Raw genomic sequence first — 17,655 nt, forward strand, 5'->3', positions numbered from 1 at the left:
GAGGGCGTCGCCTCGGACGCGGCCCGTGAATCCTCCCGCCAGGGCGTCGCGCCGGACGCCGTCAGGCTGCCCAGCAGCCCCAGCAGTTCCGCGCTGCGGCTGCCCGGCTCGGCGTGGAAGACGACCACGCTCAGACCGTTCGTGCCGGGGATCTCGAACTTGTTCGACCGCAGCTCGAAGTCGCCGACGAGCGGATGGCTGAGGAGACTGGTCCGGCCGAGCATGGGCCGTACCTCGTGGCGGCTCCACAGCAGCCGGAAGCGGTCACTGCGCACCGACAGCTCACCCACCAGCTCCACCAGCCGGGGATCGTCGACGTCGGGCCCGATGTGACCGCGCAGGGTCGCCACGCCCTCGGCGGTCAACTCCCCCCAGTCGCGGCGCAGTTCACGCTCGGCGGGGTCGAGGAACACCGCCCGCAGCAGGTTCACGCCCGGCGTGTAGTTCGGGGAGAGCGCCCGGCACAGCGCGTTGGCCGCGAGGCAGTCCGTGAACCGGTTCTGCACATACGCCGGGTGCCCGGACCAGGTGTCCAGCAGCTCGCGGACGCTCACCGGTACCGCCTCGGGCCGCCTGGCCCGTCTGCGGGACACGGCCGGCCGCTCCGGCTGCGCGAGGCTCAGCAGATGGGCGGTCGCGGAGGCGTCCAGGCGCAGCACCCGGGCCAGCGCCTCCAGCACCTGCACGGAGGGGTTGCGGTCACGGCCCTGCTCCAGCCGCAGGTAGTAGTCGGAGCTGATACCGGCCAGCAGGGCGACCTCCTCCCGGCGCAACCCCGGCACCCGGCGCAGCCCGCCACCGCTCAGGCCCACGTCCTCGGGCCGGACCCGCTCCCGGCGGGCCCGCAGAAACTCACCGAGCGCGTTCTTGCTGTCCACACCCACCACCGTAGGTCCGAATCCCGGCAGGTGAGTATCCCTGCCACTACCAGGAACATCCGGGTACTGCCTGCCCGGCCGGGACAGGCGCAGAGTCGATGGCAGGACGCACCCCGCATCACCTACCGAAAGGCGCGCCATCATGGCCGACACCGTCTCCGGCGGCACCCTCACCCCCGCCGAGGGCCTCACCCTCACCCGCATGGGATACGGCGCCATGCAGCTGGCCGGCCCCGGTGTCTTCGGCCCGCCGAAGGACCGCGCCGAGGCGGTTGCCGTCCTCCGGGAGGCCGTCGAGCGGGGCATCACCCACATCGACACCAGTGATTTCTACGGCCCCGTCGTCGTCAACGAGATCATCCGGGAGGCCCTCCACCCCTACCCGGACGACCTGCACCTCGTGACCAAGGTCGGCGCCCGGCGCGGCCCCGACGGCAGCTGGATCATGTCCCGGCATCCCGAGGACCTCAAGGCCCAGGTGTACGACAACCTCCGCAACCTCGGGCTCGACGCGCTGGACGTGGTGAACCTGCGGGTCGGCTCCGATCACGGCGCCGACGAGGAGCCGATCGGGGAGGAGTTCGGTGCGCTGGCCGAACTGCAGAAGGCCGGGCTGATCCGGCACCTCGGGGTCAGCACGGTCTCCGCCGACCAGCTGACCGAGGCCCAGGCCATCGCGCCGGTCGTCACCGTGCAGAACCTGTACAACCTGGCCAACCGGGAGGACGACGCCCTCGTCGAGCGGTGCGCCGCGGAGAACATCGCGTTCGCCCCGTACTTCCCGCTCGGCGGCTTCACCCCGCTGCAGTCGCGGACCCTCACCGATGTCGCCGCCCGGCTGGACGCCTCGGCCCAACAGGTCGCCCTGGCCTGGCTGTTGCAGCGCTCGGCCACCATCGCTCTGATCCCCGGCACCTCGTCCCGTGCCCATCTGCGGGACAACATCGCCGCCGCGGACCTGGTGCTGCCCGCCGACGCGATCACCGACCTCGACACCATCGGTGGGGCCGCGGCCTGATCAGCCGTGGCTTGATGCGGGGAGGGCGGGGGTGGGCCGCCCCCGCCCTCGGGGCCGCCGACCGAGGGCGGGAGGAGCAAGGTCGGCGGCCGTTTGGCGCGGGAGAGCCGCCGTCCAGCGCGTGGCCTTCGAGAAGGGCCGAACCCAGTGGACCGCGGTGAGTCGTGTGCCGGGAGCGTGCGTGACGCACCGGCGTGTGCGCATGGTTCACACGGGGCGCATGGCAAATCGAAAGCCGGTGCAAGTGAACCGAGTTGTCACCGCATCTGACTTTCTTTCAACGAGGTGGAAGTTACCCAAGTGCCTTGTTGGGTTCGGTGGGTTGTGCAAGGGTGAAACACCCGCGCGGGGGTAATGCCCGGGGCTCATTGACCTGTTGATGAACCGAATCCGAGGAATCCACTCCGTGTCCATCCCGCCTCCCCCTCGTCCTCCTTACCCGCCGCCGGACGGCGGGGCCCCCGAGGAATCGGACGAGACCCTGGCCGCCCGGCTGCGGGGCCGTCCGGAGGGCGAGGCCGCTCATTCCGTCGCGCTGCTCATGGCGCGGCACTGGCGGCCGGTCCAGGATTACGCGGGGATCTGTCTCGCCGCGGAGGGGACCGTGCCCGCCATGGCCGCCGCGGCCGCCTTCCATCGGGTGTTCGACCGGCTGACGTTCGGCGAAGACGGTGTGGCACTGCGGCCCCGGCTGCTGCTGACGGTGCGCGACACGATCCGCGAGTGGGCCGTGGAAGAGCGAATATCCAGTGTTCTGCCGGACCTGGAGAAACCCTCCGGGGGCCGCGCCATGCGGGCCGCGAAGTCCATGACCTCCGAAAATCGCAAGCTCGCCGAGCGGTCTTTCCAGACTCTTCCGCCGTTCGCCCAGTGTCTGCTGTGGCACACCGAGGTCGAGGCCGAGTCGATAACCGTCCCGGCGGCTCTGCTCGGCATGGATACCGAGAACGCGTCGGCCGCTCTCCAGCAGGCGCACGAAAAATTCCGCGAAGGCTGTGTACGCGCCCACCGGGAACTCGCGCCGACCCCGGACTGCCGCTTCTACAACCGTCTCCTCGACGTCCCGATTCGGCGCGGCGGCGCACTGCTGCCGGATGTCCAGCAGCATCTCGACCAGTGCCGCTACTGCCGTTTCGCCGCCGAACAACTCAGCTATTTCGAAGGCGGGTTGGGAGTCCTTCTCGCCGAGGCGGTACTCGGCTGGGGAGCCCGCCCCTACCTCGCGTCACGACCCGGCCGCGGCCGGGCCGACACCCGGACCAGGGCCGCCTCCAAGCACGGCGGGCACACCGGCGGCGGCACGGGGCGGCACCGGCTGCTGTCCCGGATCCCCGCACCCGGCCGCCGTGTCGTCGACGCGGCGCGCGCGGCCAGGGCGGCCCGGTCGTCCAGATCGCTGTTCGTCGGCGTCGGACTGGTCGGCGCGGGCGTCGTCGCGATCGCGCTCGCCGTCGGCTTGTGGCCGGACCACGACGGCAGCGCCGGTCCGGTCGCCTCCAGCACCGCCCGCACCGGCTCCGGACCCGTGTCGTCATCGGCCCCCGGCACGGCCCGGCTCCCCGCCGCACCCCAGCGCACGAGACTGCGCAACGCCGCAGCCGACCTGTGCCTCGACATCCGGGGCACCGCGAAGGCCGGCACCGGCACCAGCCTGGCCGCCTGCTCCTCGGCGCGGACCCAGGAGTGGTCGTACGACACCGACGGGCTGCTGCGCAGTGTGGCGAGCCCCGGGCTGTGCCTGGACTCGCACGCGGACGCCGGTGTCGTCGTCCTTGGCACGTGTGCCGATGCGAAGGCCAAGCGTGGCGACGATGTCCGCTACGACCTCACCGTGCAGGGCGAGTTACTGCCCCGCTGGAACTCGCAGCTCGCGCTCACCTCCACGAGCGAGGGCCCGGGCGCCGACATCGTCCTCAAGGTCCGCGACGGCTCCACCGCACAGCGCTGGCTGACCGACTCGGTGACGGCCAGCCCCGGTTCGCTGTCGATCACCGGCACGGGAGCCCCGTCACCGCGCCCCGCGAAGATCGCGGACCGGATCAACTGACCACATCACCCGGCGACTTGCCGGTCAGGTAACCGGTGGCGTTCTGCACGGCGGCCAGCGCGATCCGGAGCACCGTCTCCCGGGTCACACCGCCGACGTGCGGCGAGAGCACCACGTTCGGGGCCTTGAGCAACCGCAGGGCCGGGGTGGGCGGTTCGGGGTCGAAGACGTCCAGGCCGGCACCCGCGAGGGCGCCCGCTTCAAGCGCGTCCGCGAGGGCGTCCTGGTCGATCAGGGCGCCCCGCGCGGTGTTGATCACGAACGCGGTCGGCTTGAGCAGCGCGAGCCGCTCCGCGTCCAGGAGGTGCCGGGTCTCGGCGGTGAGCGGCGCGTGCAGGGTGACGTAGTCGGAGAGGCGCAGCAGCTCGTCGAGCGGGACGTGCCGGGGGCCACCGAACCGGGCTGTGGTCTCCTCGGGGACGGGGCGGTGGCCGGCGTAGACGACGGTCATATCGAACGCGGCTGCCCTGCGGGCGACTTGCTGCCCGATGGCGCCCAGCCCCACGATGCCGAGCGTCTTGCCGGACAGCTCGGTCAGGGAGCGCTGCAGGCGGGGGAGTGCCCAGTCGCCCTCGACGAGTGCGGTGTGCGCGGGGACGATCTGCTTGGCCAACGCCAGCATCAGGGCGAAGGTCTGCTCGGCCACGTTCTGCGCCTCGGCGCCGCTGGAACCGATGGTGCAGACGACGACCCCTTGGGCGCGGGCGGCGTCCAGGTCGACGTAGTCGAAGCCGTGACTCGCGCACTGGACGAGCTCCAACTCCGGTGCGGCGGCGAGGTGTTCGGCGGTCACCGGGGAGAGCGCGGTGATGACGACGTGCGCCGCGCGCAGAGCCTGCGGGTCCTCGTCGACGGTCTCGACGACGCTGACGTCCACCCCGTCGGGCAGCAGCGTCGCGAGGCCGGCTCCCGCCTTGCGGCCGCCCATGTGGGGTGGGACGACGGCCAGGACATTCTTCGTGCGGGGCATGCGGAATCCTTGTCGGGTGGGGGAGACAGGTACGGGTCCGCGCGTGCGTCAGGACCGGGTGGCCGACTCGACCAGGACGCGGGCCAGTTCACGCGGCTGGGAGAACATCGGCCAGTGGCCCGTGTCCATCCGGACCAGCTCCCAGCGCCCGCTCGCGACCAGTTCGTCCGCCGGGGTCGGCAACTCGTCACCGTCGAGCAGGCACTTGACGTAGGTGGCCGGGAGGTCGCCCAACGGGTGGGCCAGGACTGCCGGTTCGGTGAGAGTGGCACCCGGGTGCGGGGTGCCGTCGGTGACTATGCGGGCGATCTGCTCGTCCGTGAGGCCCTGACCGGCGTAGTCGGCCGGGTCCAAGGGCGGCCAGACTCCGCCGTTCTCGGCGAGGGACTTTCTGATGAAGTCGCTCGGGAAGCTGTCCAGGAACGACTTCCCGTCGACCGGCACGTTCGAGTCGACGAACACCACCCTGGCCAGCCGGTCGCCGATCCGCTCGGCCGCCTGGCCAGTGGGCACACCGGAGTAGCTGTGTCCGACCAGGACGACGTCCCGTAGATCGAGGCGCTCGATCTCGTCGACGATGTCCTGGACATGGGTCTGCTGCCCGGCCGCAACCCCCCGCTTCTCCGCGAGCCCGGACAAGGTCAGCGCATGCACCTCGTGCCCTGCCCCGCGCAGCTCGGGCACCACCTCGTCCCACGCCCACGCACCGAGCCACGCGCCTGCCACCACCACGAATTGAGTCATGGTCCCAACGTAACCGTCGGGTCTGACAACGGCCTTCCCGGAGCGATCAGACCGCCCGCGCGACGGCCCGTACCGGCGCACCGTCCGCCCCCGGCAGCCGCAGCGGGAACAGGAAAAGTTCCACGTCCGGGAGGCCCATCACCTGATCGAGCCCGGTGAGGTTCTCGGCGATCACCCCGCCCGCGCCGCACACCACACGATGGGCGGGCAGCCCGAAGTCGGCCGTAGCGTCGCCCGGTTGGGGCGTCGGATCGACACTCAGCGCGTCGACCGCGACCGTACGGACGCGGGCCGCGACGAGGGCCTCCGCAGCCTCCGGGGTGAGCCACGGGTGGGCGAGGTAGTGATCGCTGCCCCAGTACGCCGACCAGCCCGTGGCCAGCAGGACGAGGGACCCGGGCCTCAACTGCCGCAGCGCCGGCGCCAGTAGCTCGAGCGTGATCGGCGCCCGGGCCGGCAGCCCTCGTACGTCCGCCACCACCGCGTGCCCGGCGAAGCGCTCCAGGGGCAGTTCGTCGAGGCGGGGCCACGCGTCGTCCATGTGGTAGGGGGCGTCGACATGCGTGCCCGACTGCGAACCCATGTGCAGCTGAAGGACGTTGACGCCGTCCCGGGGTGCGCGCAGCGCGGGGGAGACCTCGACGTCCGGGTCACCGGGATACACGGGCATCCCGGTGACCACGGGCACCGACAGGTCGATCCAGCCAGGCATCAGCTGCTCGCGGCGGCCGGTGCGGGCGCCTCGGCCTCCGCTCCGGGGCCGGTGATCGGCGGCACCGGCACCTTGATGGTACGGGCCAGCCGCGCGCCCTCCGGCCCGTACGCGGCCCGCGGTTCGGGGAACAGTCGGAGCAGGCCCAGGAACAGCACGGCGGCCACGGCGAGCGACAACGGCAGGCTGATGTCCACGCCGTTGGCCAGGTCGCCGAGCGGGCCGACGAACTGCCCCGGGATGTTGGTGAACAGCACACCGACCACGGCGGCCACCCACCAGGCGGTCATGCCGCGCCAGTTCCAGCCGTGCGCGAACCAGTAACGCCCGCCGCGCTGACGGCGGTTGAAGACCTGGAGCGCGTCCGGGTCGTACCAGCCGCGCCGGGTGTAGAAGCCCAGCATCATCACGACCATCCACGGTGTCGTACAGGTGATGATCATCGTGGCGAAGGTGGAGATCGACTGGACGAGGTCGAAGCCGAAGCGCCCGACGAAGATGAACGCGATCGACAGCACACCGACCAGGAACGTCGCCTGCACCCGCGACAGCCGCGGGAACACCGACGAGAAGTCGAGCCCGGTGCCGTAGAGCGAGGTCGTGCCCGTCGACATGCCGCCGATCAGGGCCAGCAGACAGACCGGCAGGAAGAACCAGCTCGGCGAGATCGCGAGGAGCCCGCCCACGAAGTTCGGGGCGGCCGGGTCGACGTACTTGGGGGCCTTCGTGGCGATGATGCTCGCGGTCGCCAGGCCGAAGACGAAGGGCAGGAGGGTCGCGATCTGCGAGAGGAACGCGGCCCCGACCACCTTGCGGCGCGGGGTGTTCGCCGGGATGTAGCGCGACCAGTCGCCGAGGAACGCGCCGAAGGAGACCGGGTTGGAGAGCACGATCAGGGCCGCGCCGATGAACGACGGCCAGAACAGCGACTGGGTCGCCGCGTCCGCCGAGGACGTGAAGACTCCGGCGTACGACGGGTCGAAGTCACCGGCGAAGGCGATCGCGCCGAGCAGGAACAGGACCGTCGCGGACAGCACGGCGATCTTGTTGATGAACAGCATGAACCGGAAGCCGTAGACACAGACCGCGAGGACCAGGACCGCGAACAGCGCGTACGCGAGGACGTAGGAGAGCGTGCTCTGCTCCAGGCCGAACAGGCGGTGCGCGCCGCCGACCAGGGCGTCGCCGGAGCTCCACACCGAGATGGAGAAGAACGCGACCGCCGTGAGGAGGGACAGGAACGAGCCGACGACCCGGCCGTGCACGCCCAGGTGCGCGGAGGAGGCGACGGCGTTGTTCGTGCCGTTGACCGGGCCGAACACCGCCATCGGGCACAGGATCAGCGCGCCGACGACGACTCCCAGGAGCGTGGCCGCGAGGCCCTGCCAGAAGGAGAGGCCGAACAGGATCGGGAAGGCACCCAGCACGCAGGTGGAGAACGTGTTGGCACCGCCGAACGCGACCCGGAACAGGTCGAGCGGGGTGGCCGTGCGGTCCGCGTCGGGGATGCGCTCTACGCCGTAGGTCTCGACCTCGGTCAGGGACTGGCTCGGCGCGGCGGGGGAGGGGGCGGAGGCGGGCTGCGAGGACAAGGGGGCTCCAGCGGGGGACGGCGGTGGAGCGCGTTGTAGCGCGGTGGCGGAGGGGACGGCCGTGCACGCGCGCGGGGTGGGCGGGGTGCACGGATGCCGTCCTCAGGGGGTCTGCCGACGTTATGGCCGGCCGTGACACCCGCACCAGAGGACGGTTCATCCATCTTCCGTGCCGTGGGTGGAGGAATCATCCACCAGTGTGCCTATGCGCTGTCGCCCGGGGCGTCCTCCGGTTCGGCGTCGGGGCCCTGGGCGCGGACCCGTTGGACGTGTTCCAGGGAGTCGCGCAGTTCGCTGAGCCAGTCGTCGGTGTGGCGCTGGACGAGGCGGACGCACCAGGCGAGCGCGTCACTGCGGCTGCGGGCCACGCCGGCGGCGATGAGCGTGTCGAGGACCTGGCGCTCGGGCTGGCGCAGCCGGGTCATGACGGGCGCGGAGATGTGCGTGAACAAGGAGCGTTCTCCGGCGCACTCCACACCCCACGAGACCTTCCTGCGGAACCGGTGCTCGGCCTCGCGGGCGAGGGCGATCCGGGTCTCCCGGGTGCGCTCGCGGAACTCCTGGACCCGGCCCTGGACGGCCGCCTCCTGCTCGGCGTCCGAGACGCCCTCGGCGAGCTTGGGCGCGGGGATGCGGCCGATGACCGTGACCTCCTCGCGGTCGACCGTGACCTCGACCAGCTCCTCGAACAGGTCGTCGGGCAGACGGCCGGTGAACCAGCCGCGAAGCTTCTCCTGCTGCTCTGTCGTAATCATGTAATGACGATTACTCGTGAGCGGAACGAACGCAAGGGGCTGCGGCGGAGTGCGCCGAGAGCTGAAGCGGAATGTTTCGGGACTGTTTCAGGACGATTGGCGAGCAGGGGTAAACCGGCCATCCGACCTGATTCGGCGATCAAGAACCCCGTGGTTGCGGGGTTCGCGCGTTCGAATTCTGTGACTTCGCGCCACTGATTCAACACGCAAGGTTACTGAAACCTGTGGGTGGGATGTGAGTTTCCGTGACGGACTCGGCAGAGTGGCGCCCGCCGGTCCAGCACCGACCGAGCGGGGCCGGCACCTCCTCGAGCCGATCGTTTCGTGATCGGTTCGTACCGAGCGGAAGGATGCACACAATGCGGAACACCGCGCGCTGGGCAGCGACCCTGGGTCTGACGGCCACCGCCGTCTGCGGACCCCTGACCGGGTCCGCCCTCGCCGCCCACGGAGCCGGCCCGGCCGTGCTCTACGCCCCCTCGGCCCTGGTGCTCACCATGGGCCATGGCGATGACGCCGCCCTCGCCACACCGGAACGCGCGGTGACCCTCACCTGCGCGCCCACCTCCTCCGGCACCCACCCGGCCGCCGCCGAGGCCTGCGCCGAACTGCGCGGCGTCGGGGGCGACTTCGACGCCCTCACGGCCCGGGACGACGTGCTCTGCAACAAGCTCTACCGCCCCGTCGTCGTCACCATCGACGGTGTCTGGCAGGGCAGACGCGTCTCCTACGAGCGCGTCTTCTCCAACGAGTGCGTGAAGGACTCCTACGGATACGGAGGCGTCTTCACGTTCTGAGAGGCCGGGACCGCACGGTCTCCGTGAGCACCAGGGAGGGTCCGTAGCTGGGGAGCGCGTGCCCCTGTCACGGAGTACTGCGGTCCCGCATCCAGGGGTCGGCCGGGCGATGTGGGGTCGCCCGTGCCGGCCCCTGTCATCGTTCCCGCCGCTCGGCCTGCGCGGGCAGCACACGCAGCGGCGGAAAACGGCCGAGCAACCCCGAGGCACGTAACAGCCGGTCGATACGCGGCCCGTCGGACACCACACGCAACCGCCCGCCGCGTTCCCTGGCCCGCCGCTCGGCCCGGCACAGCACCCGCAGCCCCGAGCAGTCGAAGAACTCGACGGGCCGCAGATCCACCAGCACGTCGGGCTCCGGGACCGCCGTCGCGGCGTCCAGATGTTCTACGACGAGGTCGGCCGTCGCCATGTCGATCTCGCCCGAGACCTCGACCACCGTGAAGGGGCCCCTGGACCGCGTACGGGCACAGGAGTTGGCCGCGGGACTGTCGCGTTCGTCCGCTTCCGCTGTCATGGCCGCTCCACCTCGGCACGGGGCGCATTCGGTCTCGGTAGTTACCCCGGAGGAGCCCCGAGCATCCCCGACACGCCGTTTGCAAGATCTGGTTCACTCGACATGGTGAACTTCTGTCAGAAAGGTTGACTTTCTGTCAATAGGGCAGCGAAGAGGGGCCGCCGTCTCCCTGCGGACGGCGGCCCCTCGGTCTGTGCGGCTCAGGTTCGGGCGGAGCCGATCACATGTGGACGACCGGTGCGGCGTCCACGTCCTGCTGCGGAACCCCGCGACGGTAGAGCACGAACGCGATCACCGTGCCCGCGGCGAAGAAGCCCGCCGACCACCAGAACGCGGTGGTGTAGCTCTCGATCGTCGCCTGCGCCTGGACCAGCTTGCTGGACGCGTCCTTCCCGGCCAGGTAGTCGGTCGCGGCGCTCGCGGCCAGCGTGTTCAGCAGCGCCGTACCGATCGAACCGCCCACCTGCTGCATGGCGTTGACCGTCGCCGAGGCGACACCCGCGTCCTCGGCGGCGACGCCGCCCGTGGCGAGCTGCATCGCGGGCGGCATCACCATGCCGAGACCGGCGCCGATCACGATCAGCTGCGGCAGGACATGGGTCGCGTAGGACGAGCTGGTCCCGATGTCGGTCAGCCAGGCCATGCCGACCATGGCGATGGCGAAGCCCAGCGGGATGACGACCTTCGGGCCGAGCCGCGGCACGAGCATCGTGGTGCCGAGCTGCGCCATGACCATCAGGGCGCCGATCATCGGCAGGAACGCGACACCGGTCTTGGTGGGGCTGAAGCCGAGGTTCAGCTGGAGGTAGTAGGTGAGGAAGAGGAACACGCCGAACATGCCCGCACCGGTGATGAGTACGGCGAGGAACGAGGCGCCCCGGTCGCGGTCGAGCAGGATGCGCAGCGGCAGCAGCGGGTGCGCGGCGCGGTTCTGCCACCAGGCGAAGGCGGCGAGCAGTACGACGCCCACGATCAGGAAGCCCCAGGTCTGCGGCGAACTCCAGTCGTGCGTCTCGGCGTTGGAGAAGCCGTAGACGAGGGAGAAGAGACCACCGGCGACCAGGACCGTCCCCGGCACGTCCAGCTTGGAGCCCGCGGCGTCGCGGTGGTTGCTGAGCAGGACCCAGCCGCCCGCGAAGGCGACGAAGGCGATGGCCACGTTCACGTAGAGCGTCCAGCGCCAGTCGAAGGCGTCGGTCAGCACACCGCCGAGCAGCAGGCCCACCGCACCACCGGCGCCGGCGATGGCGCCGTAGACGCTGAAGGCCCGGGCGCGCTCGCGGGCGTCGGTGAACGTCGTGTTGAGCAGGGACAGTGCGGCCGGCGCGAGCAGTGCGCCCGCGACGCCCTGGAGGGCGCGTGCGGTGACCAGCATCTCGAAGCTGGTGGCGGCGCCGCCGAGGGCTGAGGCGGCGGCGAATCCGACGACACCGGCGAGGAAGGCGGTCTTGCGGCCGAACAGGTCGGCGATGCGACCGCCGAGCAGCAGCAGGGAGGCGAACGCCAGGGCGTACGCGGTGACGATCCACTGCCGGTTGCCGTCGGAGAAGCCGAGGTCCTTCTGGGCCGACGGCAGGGCGATGTTCACGATGGTGGCGTCGAGGACCACCATCAACTGCGCTACGGCGACGATCGCGAGGATCCACCACCGCTTGGAGGAGGACGCGGACTGCGCCTCCCCGGCACCCGACCGGGTGTCTTCGGTCAATGTCTTCTGGGACATCGGGAACCACTCCAGGGAAGTCGTTCGGGGTTTACCAAAACGTAAACGAAACGGTTTCGTACACATGGAGACTAGAGCACTTTCAGCGAAACGGCAACGTTTCGCTGAGGACGGGGAGCAGGCATGCGCAGTGGCGTCTTCGAGGTCGATGGAGCCGGGCTGTACTACGAGGTACGCGGCACCGGCCCGGCACTGTTGATGATCAGCGGGGCCGGGGGAGACGCCGGCTACTACGACGGCGTCGCCGAGATCCTTTCCGACGCATTCATGGTGATCTCGTACGACCGACGCGGCAACTCGCGGAGTTCCGGCAGGTCACCGGCGCCGATGGAACCCGCCGTGCAGGCGGCCGACGCCCGCGCGCTCATCGACGGCCTGGCCGGCGGTCGGGCGCTGGTCTTCGGCAACAGCGGCGGCGCGATCATCGGCCTCACGCTGGCCGCACTGCACCCCGAGGTGATGGCGGGCCTCATCGCCCATGAACCGCCCGCCGCGAACGTCCTGCCCGACGGCGACCCCGGGCGCGGCTTCTTCGCCGAACTGGCCGCACTCTACGAGCAGGGCGGGGCGCCCGCGGCCGGTCGCCGGTTCGCGGAGACGACTCGTGGCGAGGGGACGTACCGCTGGCCGGCCGACCTCTGGAAGCGGTTCCTCGGGAACCAGGACCACCTCTTCGGCACGGAGTGGCCCGGCTTCGCCGGCTTCCGGCCCGACGAGGCCGCGCTCAAGTCGGTCCCGTTTCCTGTGGTGTTGGGCGCGGGCGCGGAGGACCGCGGTACGTACTACGCCCGGCCGTCGATCGAGATCGCCCGCTGGATCGGGGTGCCGTGGGTCGAATTCCCCGGCATCCACATGGAGTTCCTGCGCGACCCGGACCGATTCGCGGCTGCGGTACGGGTGTTGGCGACCCAGATGCACAGCCGCGACGGTCACGTCCCGGAACTCTGCTCAGTGAGAACCGAGCAGCTCCGCGACCAACACCCGCCGCAGCCACACTCGATAGGCCTCCCGCGTCCAACCTCGGTGCCTGCGCAGGAGTTGATGCATGTGCGGTGAGGCGAGGGCGAAGAGCGTGTCGGCGGCGGTGCGCGCGTCGAGACCCGGGCGGAGGGCCCCGCGCTCCTCAAGTGCCGTGGCCAGAGCGAGATGTACGCCGTACGTCGCCGCGGCACCGGCGTCCGCCGACGCCCGCATGTCCGGGTCGGCACCGGCCGCCTCGACGGTCACCATGATCAGGTCACCGGCGCGTTCCAGCAGATTGGTCATCTGGTCGACGGCACGGCCGATCGCGCGCTCGGGGTCGGGCTCGTCCCGGATGGCCAGGGTCTCGGGGCGCTCCGGAACGGCGACCGGCTCCTCGTCACCGGCGAGCGTGACGCCCAGGGTGTGTCCGAACAGGGCCGCCTTGGTGGGGAACGCGTCGTACAGCGTGCGCTCGCCGACACCGGCCAGCGCCGCCACCTCCTTCATCCGCGTGCCCGTGTATCCGTTCTCTGTGAAGAGGCGGGCGGCTGCTTCCCGGATGCGGGCGCGGGTCGTCGCTGCCGCCTCGGCGCGCTTGGCCGAGCGATAGGACCTCTTCTGGTTGACGGGTTCGGGCATGGGGAGGAGTCTAGAGGAAATCGGCGCAGTCGTACTGCGGTGAAATGAGCGAGGAGTGTGAGAGCCATGCCGGAGCTCGCCGGAATCCACCACGTGAAGATGCCCGTCACCGACCTCGACCGCTCGCGCGACTGGTACGGCCGTGTGCTCGGCTTCAAGGTCACGTATGAGTTCCAGGACGCGGACGGAGTCGTGCGCGGGGTGGCGGGGGAGGTGCCGGGGCTCGGCGACTCGATGGTCTGCCTGCGCGTCAACTCCCAGGCTGCGCAAGGCTGTCAGGGCTTCGACCCGGTCAGCTTCGCGGTCCCGGACCGGGCCGACATCGAGGCGTGGGCCGCCCACCTCGACACCCTCGGCATCCCGCACTCGCCGGTGATCGAGGCCTCGATCGGCTGGCTGCTGGTGTTCAACGACCCGGACGGCCTCGATCTGCATCTGTACAGCTGGGCGGCGCACGGGGTGGATCACGGGGATGTCGCGGGGTACGGCCGCCCGGTCGCCTGAGGGGGTGTGCGCTCCGGGTTCCGGGTGCTGTATTCCTTGACCGGAATATAACTGGTGAGGCATATTGGGGTCATGTCCGACGCCTCGCTCTGGACCGCCCTCGCCGATCCCCACCGGCGGGCCATCGTCGGCCTGCTCCTGGAGCGGCCCCGGCCCGTCGGCGAGATCGTGGAGGCATGCGGTCTGAGCCAGCCCAGCACGTCGAAGCACCTACGGGTGCTGCGGGACGCGGGCCTGGTCCGGGTACGGCAGGACGCGCAGCGCCGTGTCTACGCCCTCGACCCGGCCCCGATCGCCGAACTCGACGCCTGGCTCGCCCCCTACCGCGAGCTGTGGAATCGCAGCCTGGACAGGCTGGGCCAACGCCTCGACGAGACATCGGACCACCACGACACCTCGCAACCCACCCCGAAGGACTGATCCGCCATGTCCGTCGACCTCACCGGCACGTACCTGACGCTGGACGACGGTCGCCCCGCCGTCCGTTTCAGCCGCACCTACGACCAACCCCTCGACCGCGTCTGGCAGTTCGTGACCGACCCCGACGAGCTTGCCCAATGGTTCCCGTCGCGCGCCGAGTTCGACCTGCGCCCCGGCGGCACGGTCACCTTCAGCGGCGATCCCAACATGCCCGAGTCGACCGGCCGGGTCATCGCCGTCGACGCGCCCCGGCACCTGTCCTTCGAATGGGGCGGCGACGAGCTGCACTTCGACCTGGAGGAGATCGAGGAGAAGCGCACCCGCTTCACGCTCACGAACGTTCTCGGCGCCGAGGACACCGCGTCCCGCAACGGCGCCGGCTGGGAGGTCTGCCTGGCCGCGCTGGACGCGAAGGCTCGAGGTGAGGCCGTAGCGGGACCGCACACCGGTGCGGGTGTGCCCTGGAAGGCGTTCTACGACGGCTACTTGGCGGCCGGGGTGCCCTCCGGCGCGGCCGTGCCGGGCCTGGACTGACGCACCCCGGGCCCCAGTCGACCCGTCACGCCATCTGTCGCCGTACCAGCTCGTGCAGCCGCCCGCCCGTGTCCGCCAACAGCTGTGCGGGCGGGCCCTGTTGGGCGACCTTGCCGTCCTCCATGACGATGACACGGTCCGCGTCGAGCACGGTCGACAAGCGGTGCGCGATGACGATCCGGGTGGCGTTGAGGGCTTTGGTGCTCTCGATCACCGTGCGCTGGGTCTCGTTGTCCAGGGCGCTGGTCGCCTCGTCGAAGAAGAGGATGCGTGGCCGGCGGATCAACGCCTGCGCGATCATGAGGCGTTGACGCTGGCCGCCGGACACCGCGCCGCTGCCGGAGACGATGGTGTGCAGGCCCATCGGCATCCGCTTGATGTCCTCGGCGAGCCCGGCCATCTCGGCCGCCGCCATCGCCTCCTCCGGTGTGAACGGTTCGGTGCCGCAGATTACGTCCAGGATGGAACCGGTGAACGGCTGCGCGTGCTGGAGCACCACCCCGCACTGCCGTCGTACCGCCGACTGGTCGAGGGCGCCGAGGTCCTGGCCGTCGTAGAGGACGCTGCCGGAGACCGGTTTGTCGAAGCCGATGAGGAGGCGCAGCAGGGTGGACTTGCCGCAGCCGCTGGGGCCGACGATCGCCACGAACTCGCCCGCGCGGACACTGAACGACACGTCGTCGAGGACGAGGGGGCCGTCGTCGGCGTAGCGGAAGGCGACCCGGCGGGCCTCGATCGCGCCGGACAGTTGGCCGGGGCGGGTGCTCGCGGTGCGGACCTCCGGGGCCGCGTCCAGGACCGGCCTGATCTCCTCGAAGAGGGGGAGTGCGGATACCGCGGAGACGAAGGCGCCGGTGAGGCTGGTGACGGAGGTCAGCAGCATCGTCACCGAGGTGTTGAAGGTGAGGAAGGAGGCCGCCGACATCGAACCGCGCGCCGGGCCCGCGAGGAGCATGAACATCAGCAGGGTGCAGACCGGCAGATACACCGCGCCCATCACCGTGGTGAGGTTCTTGATCCGGCCGACCTTCTGCTGCAGCTCGCGGCTGTGCGCGAACTCGGCCGCCCAGGCCGCGTAGGCGTAGTTCTCGGCCGCCGCCACTCTCAACTTCGGTAGCCCGCGCAGAGTTTGGAACGCCTGGTTGTTCAGCTTGTTGCTGAGCACGACCAGCTTGCGCTGCCAGCGCACCTGCCACAGGCCGAGGCTCAGGAACACGGCCGCGATCACCACGAGCATGCCGATCGCCGCGAGCGCCATCGAGGGGCTGTACCAGAACAGCAGCCCCAGGTTCATGGCGCCGACCGTCACCGACTGGGCGACGACCGGGCCAACTCCCGCCAGCAGACGGCGGATCGAGCTGATGCCCATCGCCGCGCTCGCCAGTTCACCTGTCGAGCGTTCGGTGAAGAACTTCGTCGGCAGCCTCAACAGCCGGTCCCAGACCGCCGGTTGGAGGGTTGCCTCGATCCGGCCCTCCAGGCGCAGGATGGTGAGGTTCTCCAGCAGCATGAAGGCCGCGGCCACCACGCTGGTGATCATCACGGCCAGACAGACCTGGACGATCAGGTTCGTCTGCGCCTTCGGCACGAACTCGCCGAGCACCTTGCCCGTCGCGATCGGCACCAACGCGCCGATGGCGACCGTCACCAGCCCGCTGATGAGTAGGTTCGTCAGGTCGCTGCCGGTGCCCTGCATGCTGAAGCGCAACAGCCTGAACGGACTCAGTCGCCGTTCGGGCAGCGGGCGGTAGAACATCACCGCGCGCGGCTCGAACTCCTCCGCGTTCGCCTTCTCGATCGGCGTCTCGCGGCCGGTCGCCGGATGGGCGGCGACATAGCCGCCGCGTCGCCAGAGCAGTGCGACCGGCGCCCCGGACAGCGCCCGATGGCCCACCAGTGGGCCGACGTTGTCACGCCACCAGCGCCCGTCGAGCCGTACGGCCCGGACTCGGACGCGTGAGGCGAGGGCTATTCGCTCGACCGGGTCGAGTCGGTCGCTCTCGCTGCCGCTCTGGGAGGGTTCGGCGAGGGTGATGCCGGCCGCCTCGGCGACCACCTTGCAGGCCGCGTACGACGCGTCGGCGTCCGCGGCCGTCGTGCGCCGGGCCGAGGACTTGCCGATCGACGCCAGCAGCGTCCGGTCGGCCTGCGCGCGCACCGCCTCACCGGCTTTGATCCCAGCGGCGGTTCGGGTCTCGTGGGTGCGCTCCAGCTGCTCGATCCACTTGTCCAGCGTGGACAGCAGCCGGTACTGCTGGTCGACCATGCCCTGCCAGACAGCCGGGTCCATCAGCAGATCGGCCGCGGCCTCCGCGCCGTACACCGAGCCGTACTGCACGCTGCCCGGCGGGACTTGCATCCAGAAGACGTCGTCGTCGGTGAGCGCGGCGGCCCGTTCGGTGGCCATCGGGGCCTGGAAGAGGATGGAGAGGCCGCGGCCGACGCCGAGGGCGAGGGCGTATTCGAGCGGGCTCGAAGTCGGGGGCACGTACTGGGGGTTGCCGTACTCGTCGTACGACCAGGTCTGGGTGTCCGCGGCCTGGTACAGCTCGCGCAGGTTGATGCGGTGCACCACGCAGTCGCGCAACGGGCGGGCCACCAGGGTGTGTTGGGGCCCGGTGACCGGGCCGAGCAGCAGCGAGCCCGCCTCCAGGCGGCCGAGGTGGTGCCAGTGGCCCTGCTGTACGGCGTCCACCGCGAACAGGTCGATGGCGCCCGACGCGACCAGCCACAGCACCTGCGGGCCTTCGAGGTCGAGGCGGTTGGATCCGGCGCAGTCGATCGGCGTGCCCAGGTTCCCCAGCGCGCCGAGGACCAGGTCGCCCTCGTGAACGGACGTCAT

The 17,655-nt window shown here is 70.5% G+C and carries 17 protein-coding genes; 7 read left to right on the forward strand and 10 right to left on the reverse strand.

Annotated features, from left to right (window positions below; all coding sequences use genetic code 11):
• Positions 1 to 878, reverse strand: an 878-nt coding sequence (locus tag SPR02S_RS15105; RefSeq protein ID WP_026150551.1) for a helix-turn-helix domain-containing protein, incomplete at its 3' end; no start/stop codon positions are given.
• A 142-nt stretch (positions 879 to 1,020) separates the two neighbouring features.
• Between SPR02S_RS15105 and SPR02S_RS15110 the strand changes: the two genes are divergently transcribed.
• Together SPR02S_RS15110 and SPR02S_RS15115 are read left to right on the forward strand one after the other, a co-directional pair.
• A complete protein-coding gene (locus SPR02S_RS15110) occupies positions 1,021 to 1,896 on the forward strand; it encodes an oxidoreductase (RefSeq protein WP_019057814.1) in 876 nt (291 codons plus the stop codon).
• A 406-nt stretch (positions 1,897 to 2,302) separates the two neighbouring features.
• Positions 2,303 to 3,943: an RICIN domain-containing protein gene (locus SPR02S_RS15115; RefSeq protein ID WP_019057815.1), complete on the forward strand. Its 1,641-nt coding sequence runs from the start codon at positions 2,303 to 2,305 to the stop codon at positions 3,941 to 3,943.
• Here SPR02S_RS15115 and SPR02S_RS15120 read toward each other — a convergent pair.
• From SPR02S_RS15120 to abmR, 5 genes are all read right to left on the reverse strand, one after another.
• Positions 3,936 to 4,913, reverse strand: coding sequence for a 2-hydroxyacid dehydrogenase (locus SPR02S_RS15120; protein ID WP_019057816.1), 978 nt, complete (start codon positions 4,911 to 4,913; stop codon positions 3,936 to 3,938). The two genes, SPR02S_RS15115 and SPR02S_RS15120, sit on opposite strands and share 8 nt — an antisense overlap.
• 48 nt (positions 4,914 to 4,961) lie before the next feature.
• Positions 4,962 to 5,657 (reverse strand): alpha/beta fold hydrolase, encoded by a 696-nt coding sequence (locus SPR02S_RS15125; protein WP_026150554.1) that lies wholly within the window; start codon positions 5,655 to 5,657, stop codon positions 4,962 to 4,964.
• 46 nt (positions 5,658 to 5,703) lie between these two features.
• On the reverse strand, positions 5,704 to 6,369 hold the full coding sequence (locus SPR02S_RS15130) for a cyclase family protein (RefSeq protein ID WP_019057818.1): 666 nt from the start codon (positions 6,367 to 6,369) through the stop codon (positions 5,704 to 5,706).
• Positions 6,369 to 7,961 (reverse strand): purine-cytosine permease family protein, encoded by a 1,593-nt coding sequence (locus SPR02S_RS15135; protein WP_019057819.1) that lies wholly within the window; start codon positions 7,959 to 7,961, stop codon positions 6,369 to 6,371. Before SPR02S_RS15135 ends, SPR02S_RS15130 begins: the two co-directional genes overlap by 1 nt.
• Before the next feature lie 203 nt (positions 7,962 to 8,164).
• Positions 8,165 to 8,716 carry an ATP-binding transcription factor AbmR gene (gene abmR / locus SPR02S_RS15140; protein WP_019057820.1) on the reverse strand — a complete coding sequence of 184 codons (552 nt, stop codon included), beginning with the start codon at positions 8,714 to 8,716 and terminating at the stop codon, positions 8,165 to 8,167.
• Positions 8,717 to 9,075: 359 nt separating this feature from the next.
• On the opposite strand from abmR, the gene SPR02S_RS15145 reads away from it, so the two are divergent.
• The gene (locus tag SPR02S_RS15145) at positions 9,076 to 9,513 is read left to right on the forward strand and encodes a protease inhibitor (RefSeq protein ID WP_019057821.1); all 438 of its coding nucleotides are present in this window, start codon (positions 9,076 to 9,078) and stop codon (positions 9,511 to 9,513) included.
• A gap of 136 nt (positions 9,514 to 9,649) precedes the next feature.
• On the opposite strand, the gene SPR02S_RS15150 is transcribed toward SPR02S_RS15145, so the two are convergent.
• Positions 9,650 to 10,030 (reverse strand): STAS domain-containing protein, encoded by a 381-nt coding sequence (locus SPR02S_RS15150; protein ID WP_019057822.1) that lies wholly within the window; start codon positions 10,028 to 10,030, stop codon positions 9,650 to 9,652.
• Between the two features lie 220 nt (positions 10,031 to 10,250).
• Positions 10,251 to 11,753 carry an MFS transporter gene (locus SPR02S_RS15155; RefSeq protein WP_019057823.1) on the reverse strand — a complete coding sequence of 501 codons (1,503 nt, stop codon included), beginning with the start codon at positions 11,751 to 11,753 and terminating at the stop codon, positions 10,251 to 10,253.
• Between the two features lie 123 nt (positions 11,754 to 11,876).
• On the opposite strand from SPR02S_RS15155, the gene SPR02S_RS15160 reads away from it, so the two are divergent.
• Positions 11,877 to 12,809: an alpha/beta fold hydrolase gene (locus SPR02S_RS15160; protein WP_019057824.1), complete on the forward strand. Its 933-nt coding sequence runs from the start codon at positions 11,877 to 11,879 to the stop codon at positions 12,807 to 12,809.
• Here the strand turns inward: SPR02S_RS15160 and SPR02S_RS60165 are convergent.
• Complete coding sequence (locus SPR02S_RS60165; protein ID WP_078622901.1) at positions 12,702 to 13,355, reverse strand: TetR/AcrR family transcriptional regulator; 654 nt, start codon at positions 13,353 to 13,355, stop codon at positions 12,702 to 12,704. The genes SPR02S_RS15160 and SPR02S_RS60165 overlap by 108 nt on opposite strands.
• 66 nt (positions 13,356 to 13,421) lie before the next feature.
• On the opposite strand from SPR02S_RS60165, the gene SPR02S_RS15165 reads away from it, so the two are divergent.
• The 3 genes from SPR02S_RS15165 (at position 13,422) to SPR02S_RS15175 (ending at position 14,813) form a co-directional block, all read left to right on the forward strand.
• Positions 13,422 to 13,859 (forward strand): VOC family protein, encoded by a 438-nt coding sequence (locus SPR02S_RS15165; RefSeq protein ID WP_019057825.1) that lies wholly within the window; start codon positions 13,422 to 13,424, stop codon positions 13,857 to 13,859.
• A 72-nt stretch (positions 13,860 to 13,931) separates the two neighbouring features.
• Positions 13,932 to 14,279, forward strand: a complete 348-nt coding sequence (locus SPR02S_RS15170) for an ArsR/SmtB family transcription factor (protein ID WP_019057826.1) — start codon at positions 13,932 to 13,934, stop codon at positions 14,277 to 14,279.
• A 6-nt stretch (positions 14,280 to 14,285) separates the two neighbouring features.
• Positions 14,286 to 14,813: an SRPBCC family protein gene (locus tag SPR02S_RS15175; protein ID WP_019057827.1), complete on the forward strand. Its 528-nt coding sequence runs from the start codon at positions 14,286 to 14,288 to the stop codon at positions 14,811 to 14,813.
• Between the two features lie 25 nt (positions 14,814 to 14,838).
• Here SPR02S_RS15175 and SPR02S_RS15180 read toward each other — a convergent pair whose 3' ends face one another.
• Complete coding sequence (locus SPR02S_RS15180) at positions 14,839 to 17,655, reverse strand: NHLP bacteriocin export ABC transporter permease/ATPase subunit (RefSeq protein ID WP_019057828.1); 2,817 nt, start codon at positions 17,653 to 17,655, stop codon at positions 14,839 to 14,841.

Source organism: Streptomyces prunicolor NBRC 13075, from assembly GCF_000367365.1.
Classification (GTDB): Bacteria; Actinomycetota; Actinomycetes; order Streptomycetales; family Streptomycetaceae; genus Streptomyces; species Streptomyces prunicolor.

What these genes read in the sequence shown, in the direction of transcription:
- SPR02S_RS15110 (WP_019057814.1), top strand. Translation starts at nt 1,021, where the DNA reads ATGGCCGACACCGTCTCCGGCGGCACCCTCACCCCCGCCGAGGGCCTC.
- SPR02S_RS15120 (WP_019057816.1), bottom strand. Translation starts at nt 4,913, where the DNA reads ATGCCCCGCACGAAGAATGTCCTGGCCGTCGTCCCACCCCACATGGGC.
- SPR02S_RS15125 (WP_026150554.1), bottom strand. Translation starts at nt 5,657, where the DNA reads ATGACTCAATTCGTGGTGGTGGCAGGCGCGTGGCTCGGTGCGTGGGCG.
- SPR02S_RS15130 (WP_019057818.1), bottom strand. Translation starts at nt 6,369, where the DNA reads ATGCCTGGCTGGATCGACCTGTCGGTGCCCGTGGTCACCGGGATGCCC.
- abmR (WP_019057820.1), bottom strand. Translation starts at nt 8,716, where the DNA reads ATGATTACGACAGAGCAGCAGGAGAAGCTTCGCGGCTGGTTCACCGGC.
- SPR02S_RS15145 (WP_019057821.1), top strand. Translation starts at nt 9,076, where the DNA reads ATGCGGAACACCGCGCGCTGGGCAGCGACCCTGGGTCTGACGGCCACC.
- SPR02S_RS15150 (WP_019057822.1), bottom strand. Translation starts at nt 10,030, where the DNA reads ATGACAGCGGAAGCGGACGAACGCGACAGTCCCGCGGCCAACTCCTGT.
- SPR02S_RS15155 (WP_019057823.1), bottom strand. Translation starts at nt 11,753, where the DNA reads ATGTCCCAGAAGACATTGACCGAAGACACCCGGTCGGGTGCCGGGGAG.
- SPR02S_RS15160 (WP_019057824.1), top strand. Translation starts at nt 11,877, where the DNA reads ATGCGCAGTGGCGTCTTCGAGGTCGATGGAGCCGGGCTGTACTACGAG.
- SPR02S_RS60165 (WP_078622901.1), bottom strand. Translation starts at nt 13,355, where the DNA reads ATGCCCGAACCCGTCAACCAGAAGAGGTCCTATCGCTCGGCCAAGCGC.
- SPR02S_RS15165 (WP_019057825.1), top strand. Translation starts at nt 13,422, where the DNA reads ATGCCGGAGCTCGCCGGAATCCACCACGTGAAGATGCCCGTCACCGAC.
- SPR02S_RS15170 (WP_019057826.1), top strand. Translation starts at nt 13,932, where the DNA reads ATGTCCGACGCCTCGCTCTGGACCGCCCTCGCCGATCCCCACCGGCGG.
- SPR02S_RS15175 (WP_019057827.1), top strand. Translation starts at nt 14,286, where the DNA reads ATGTCCGTCGACCTCACCGGCACGTACCTGACGCTGGACGACGGTCGC.
- SPR02S_RS15180 (WP_019057828.1), bottom strand. Translation starts at nt 17,655, where the DNA reads ATGACGTCCGTTCACGAGGGCGACCTGGTCCTCGGCGCGCTGGGGAAC.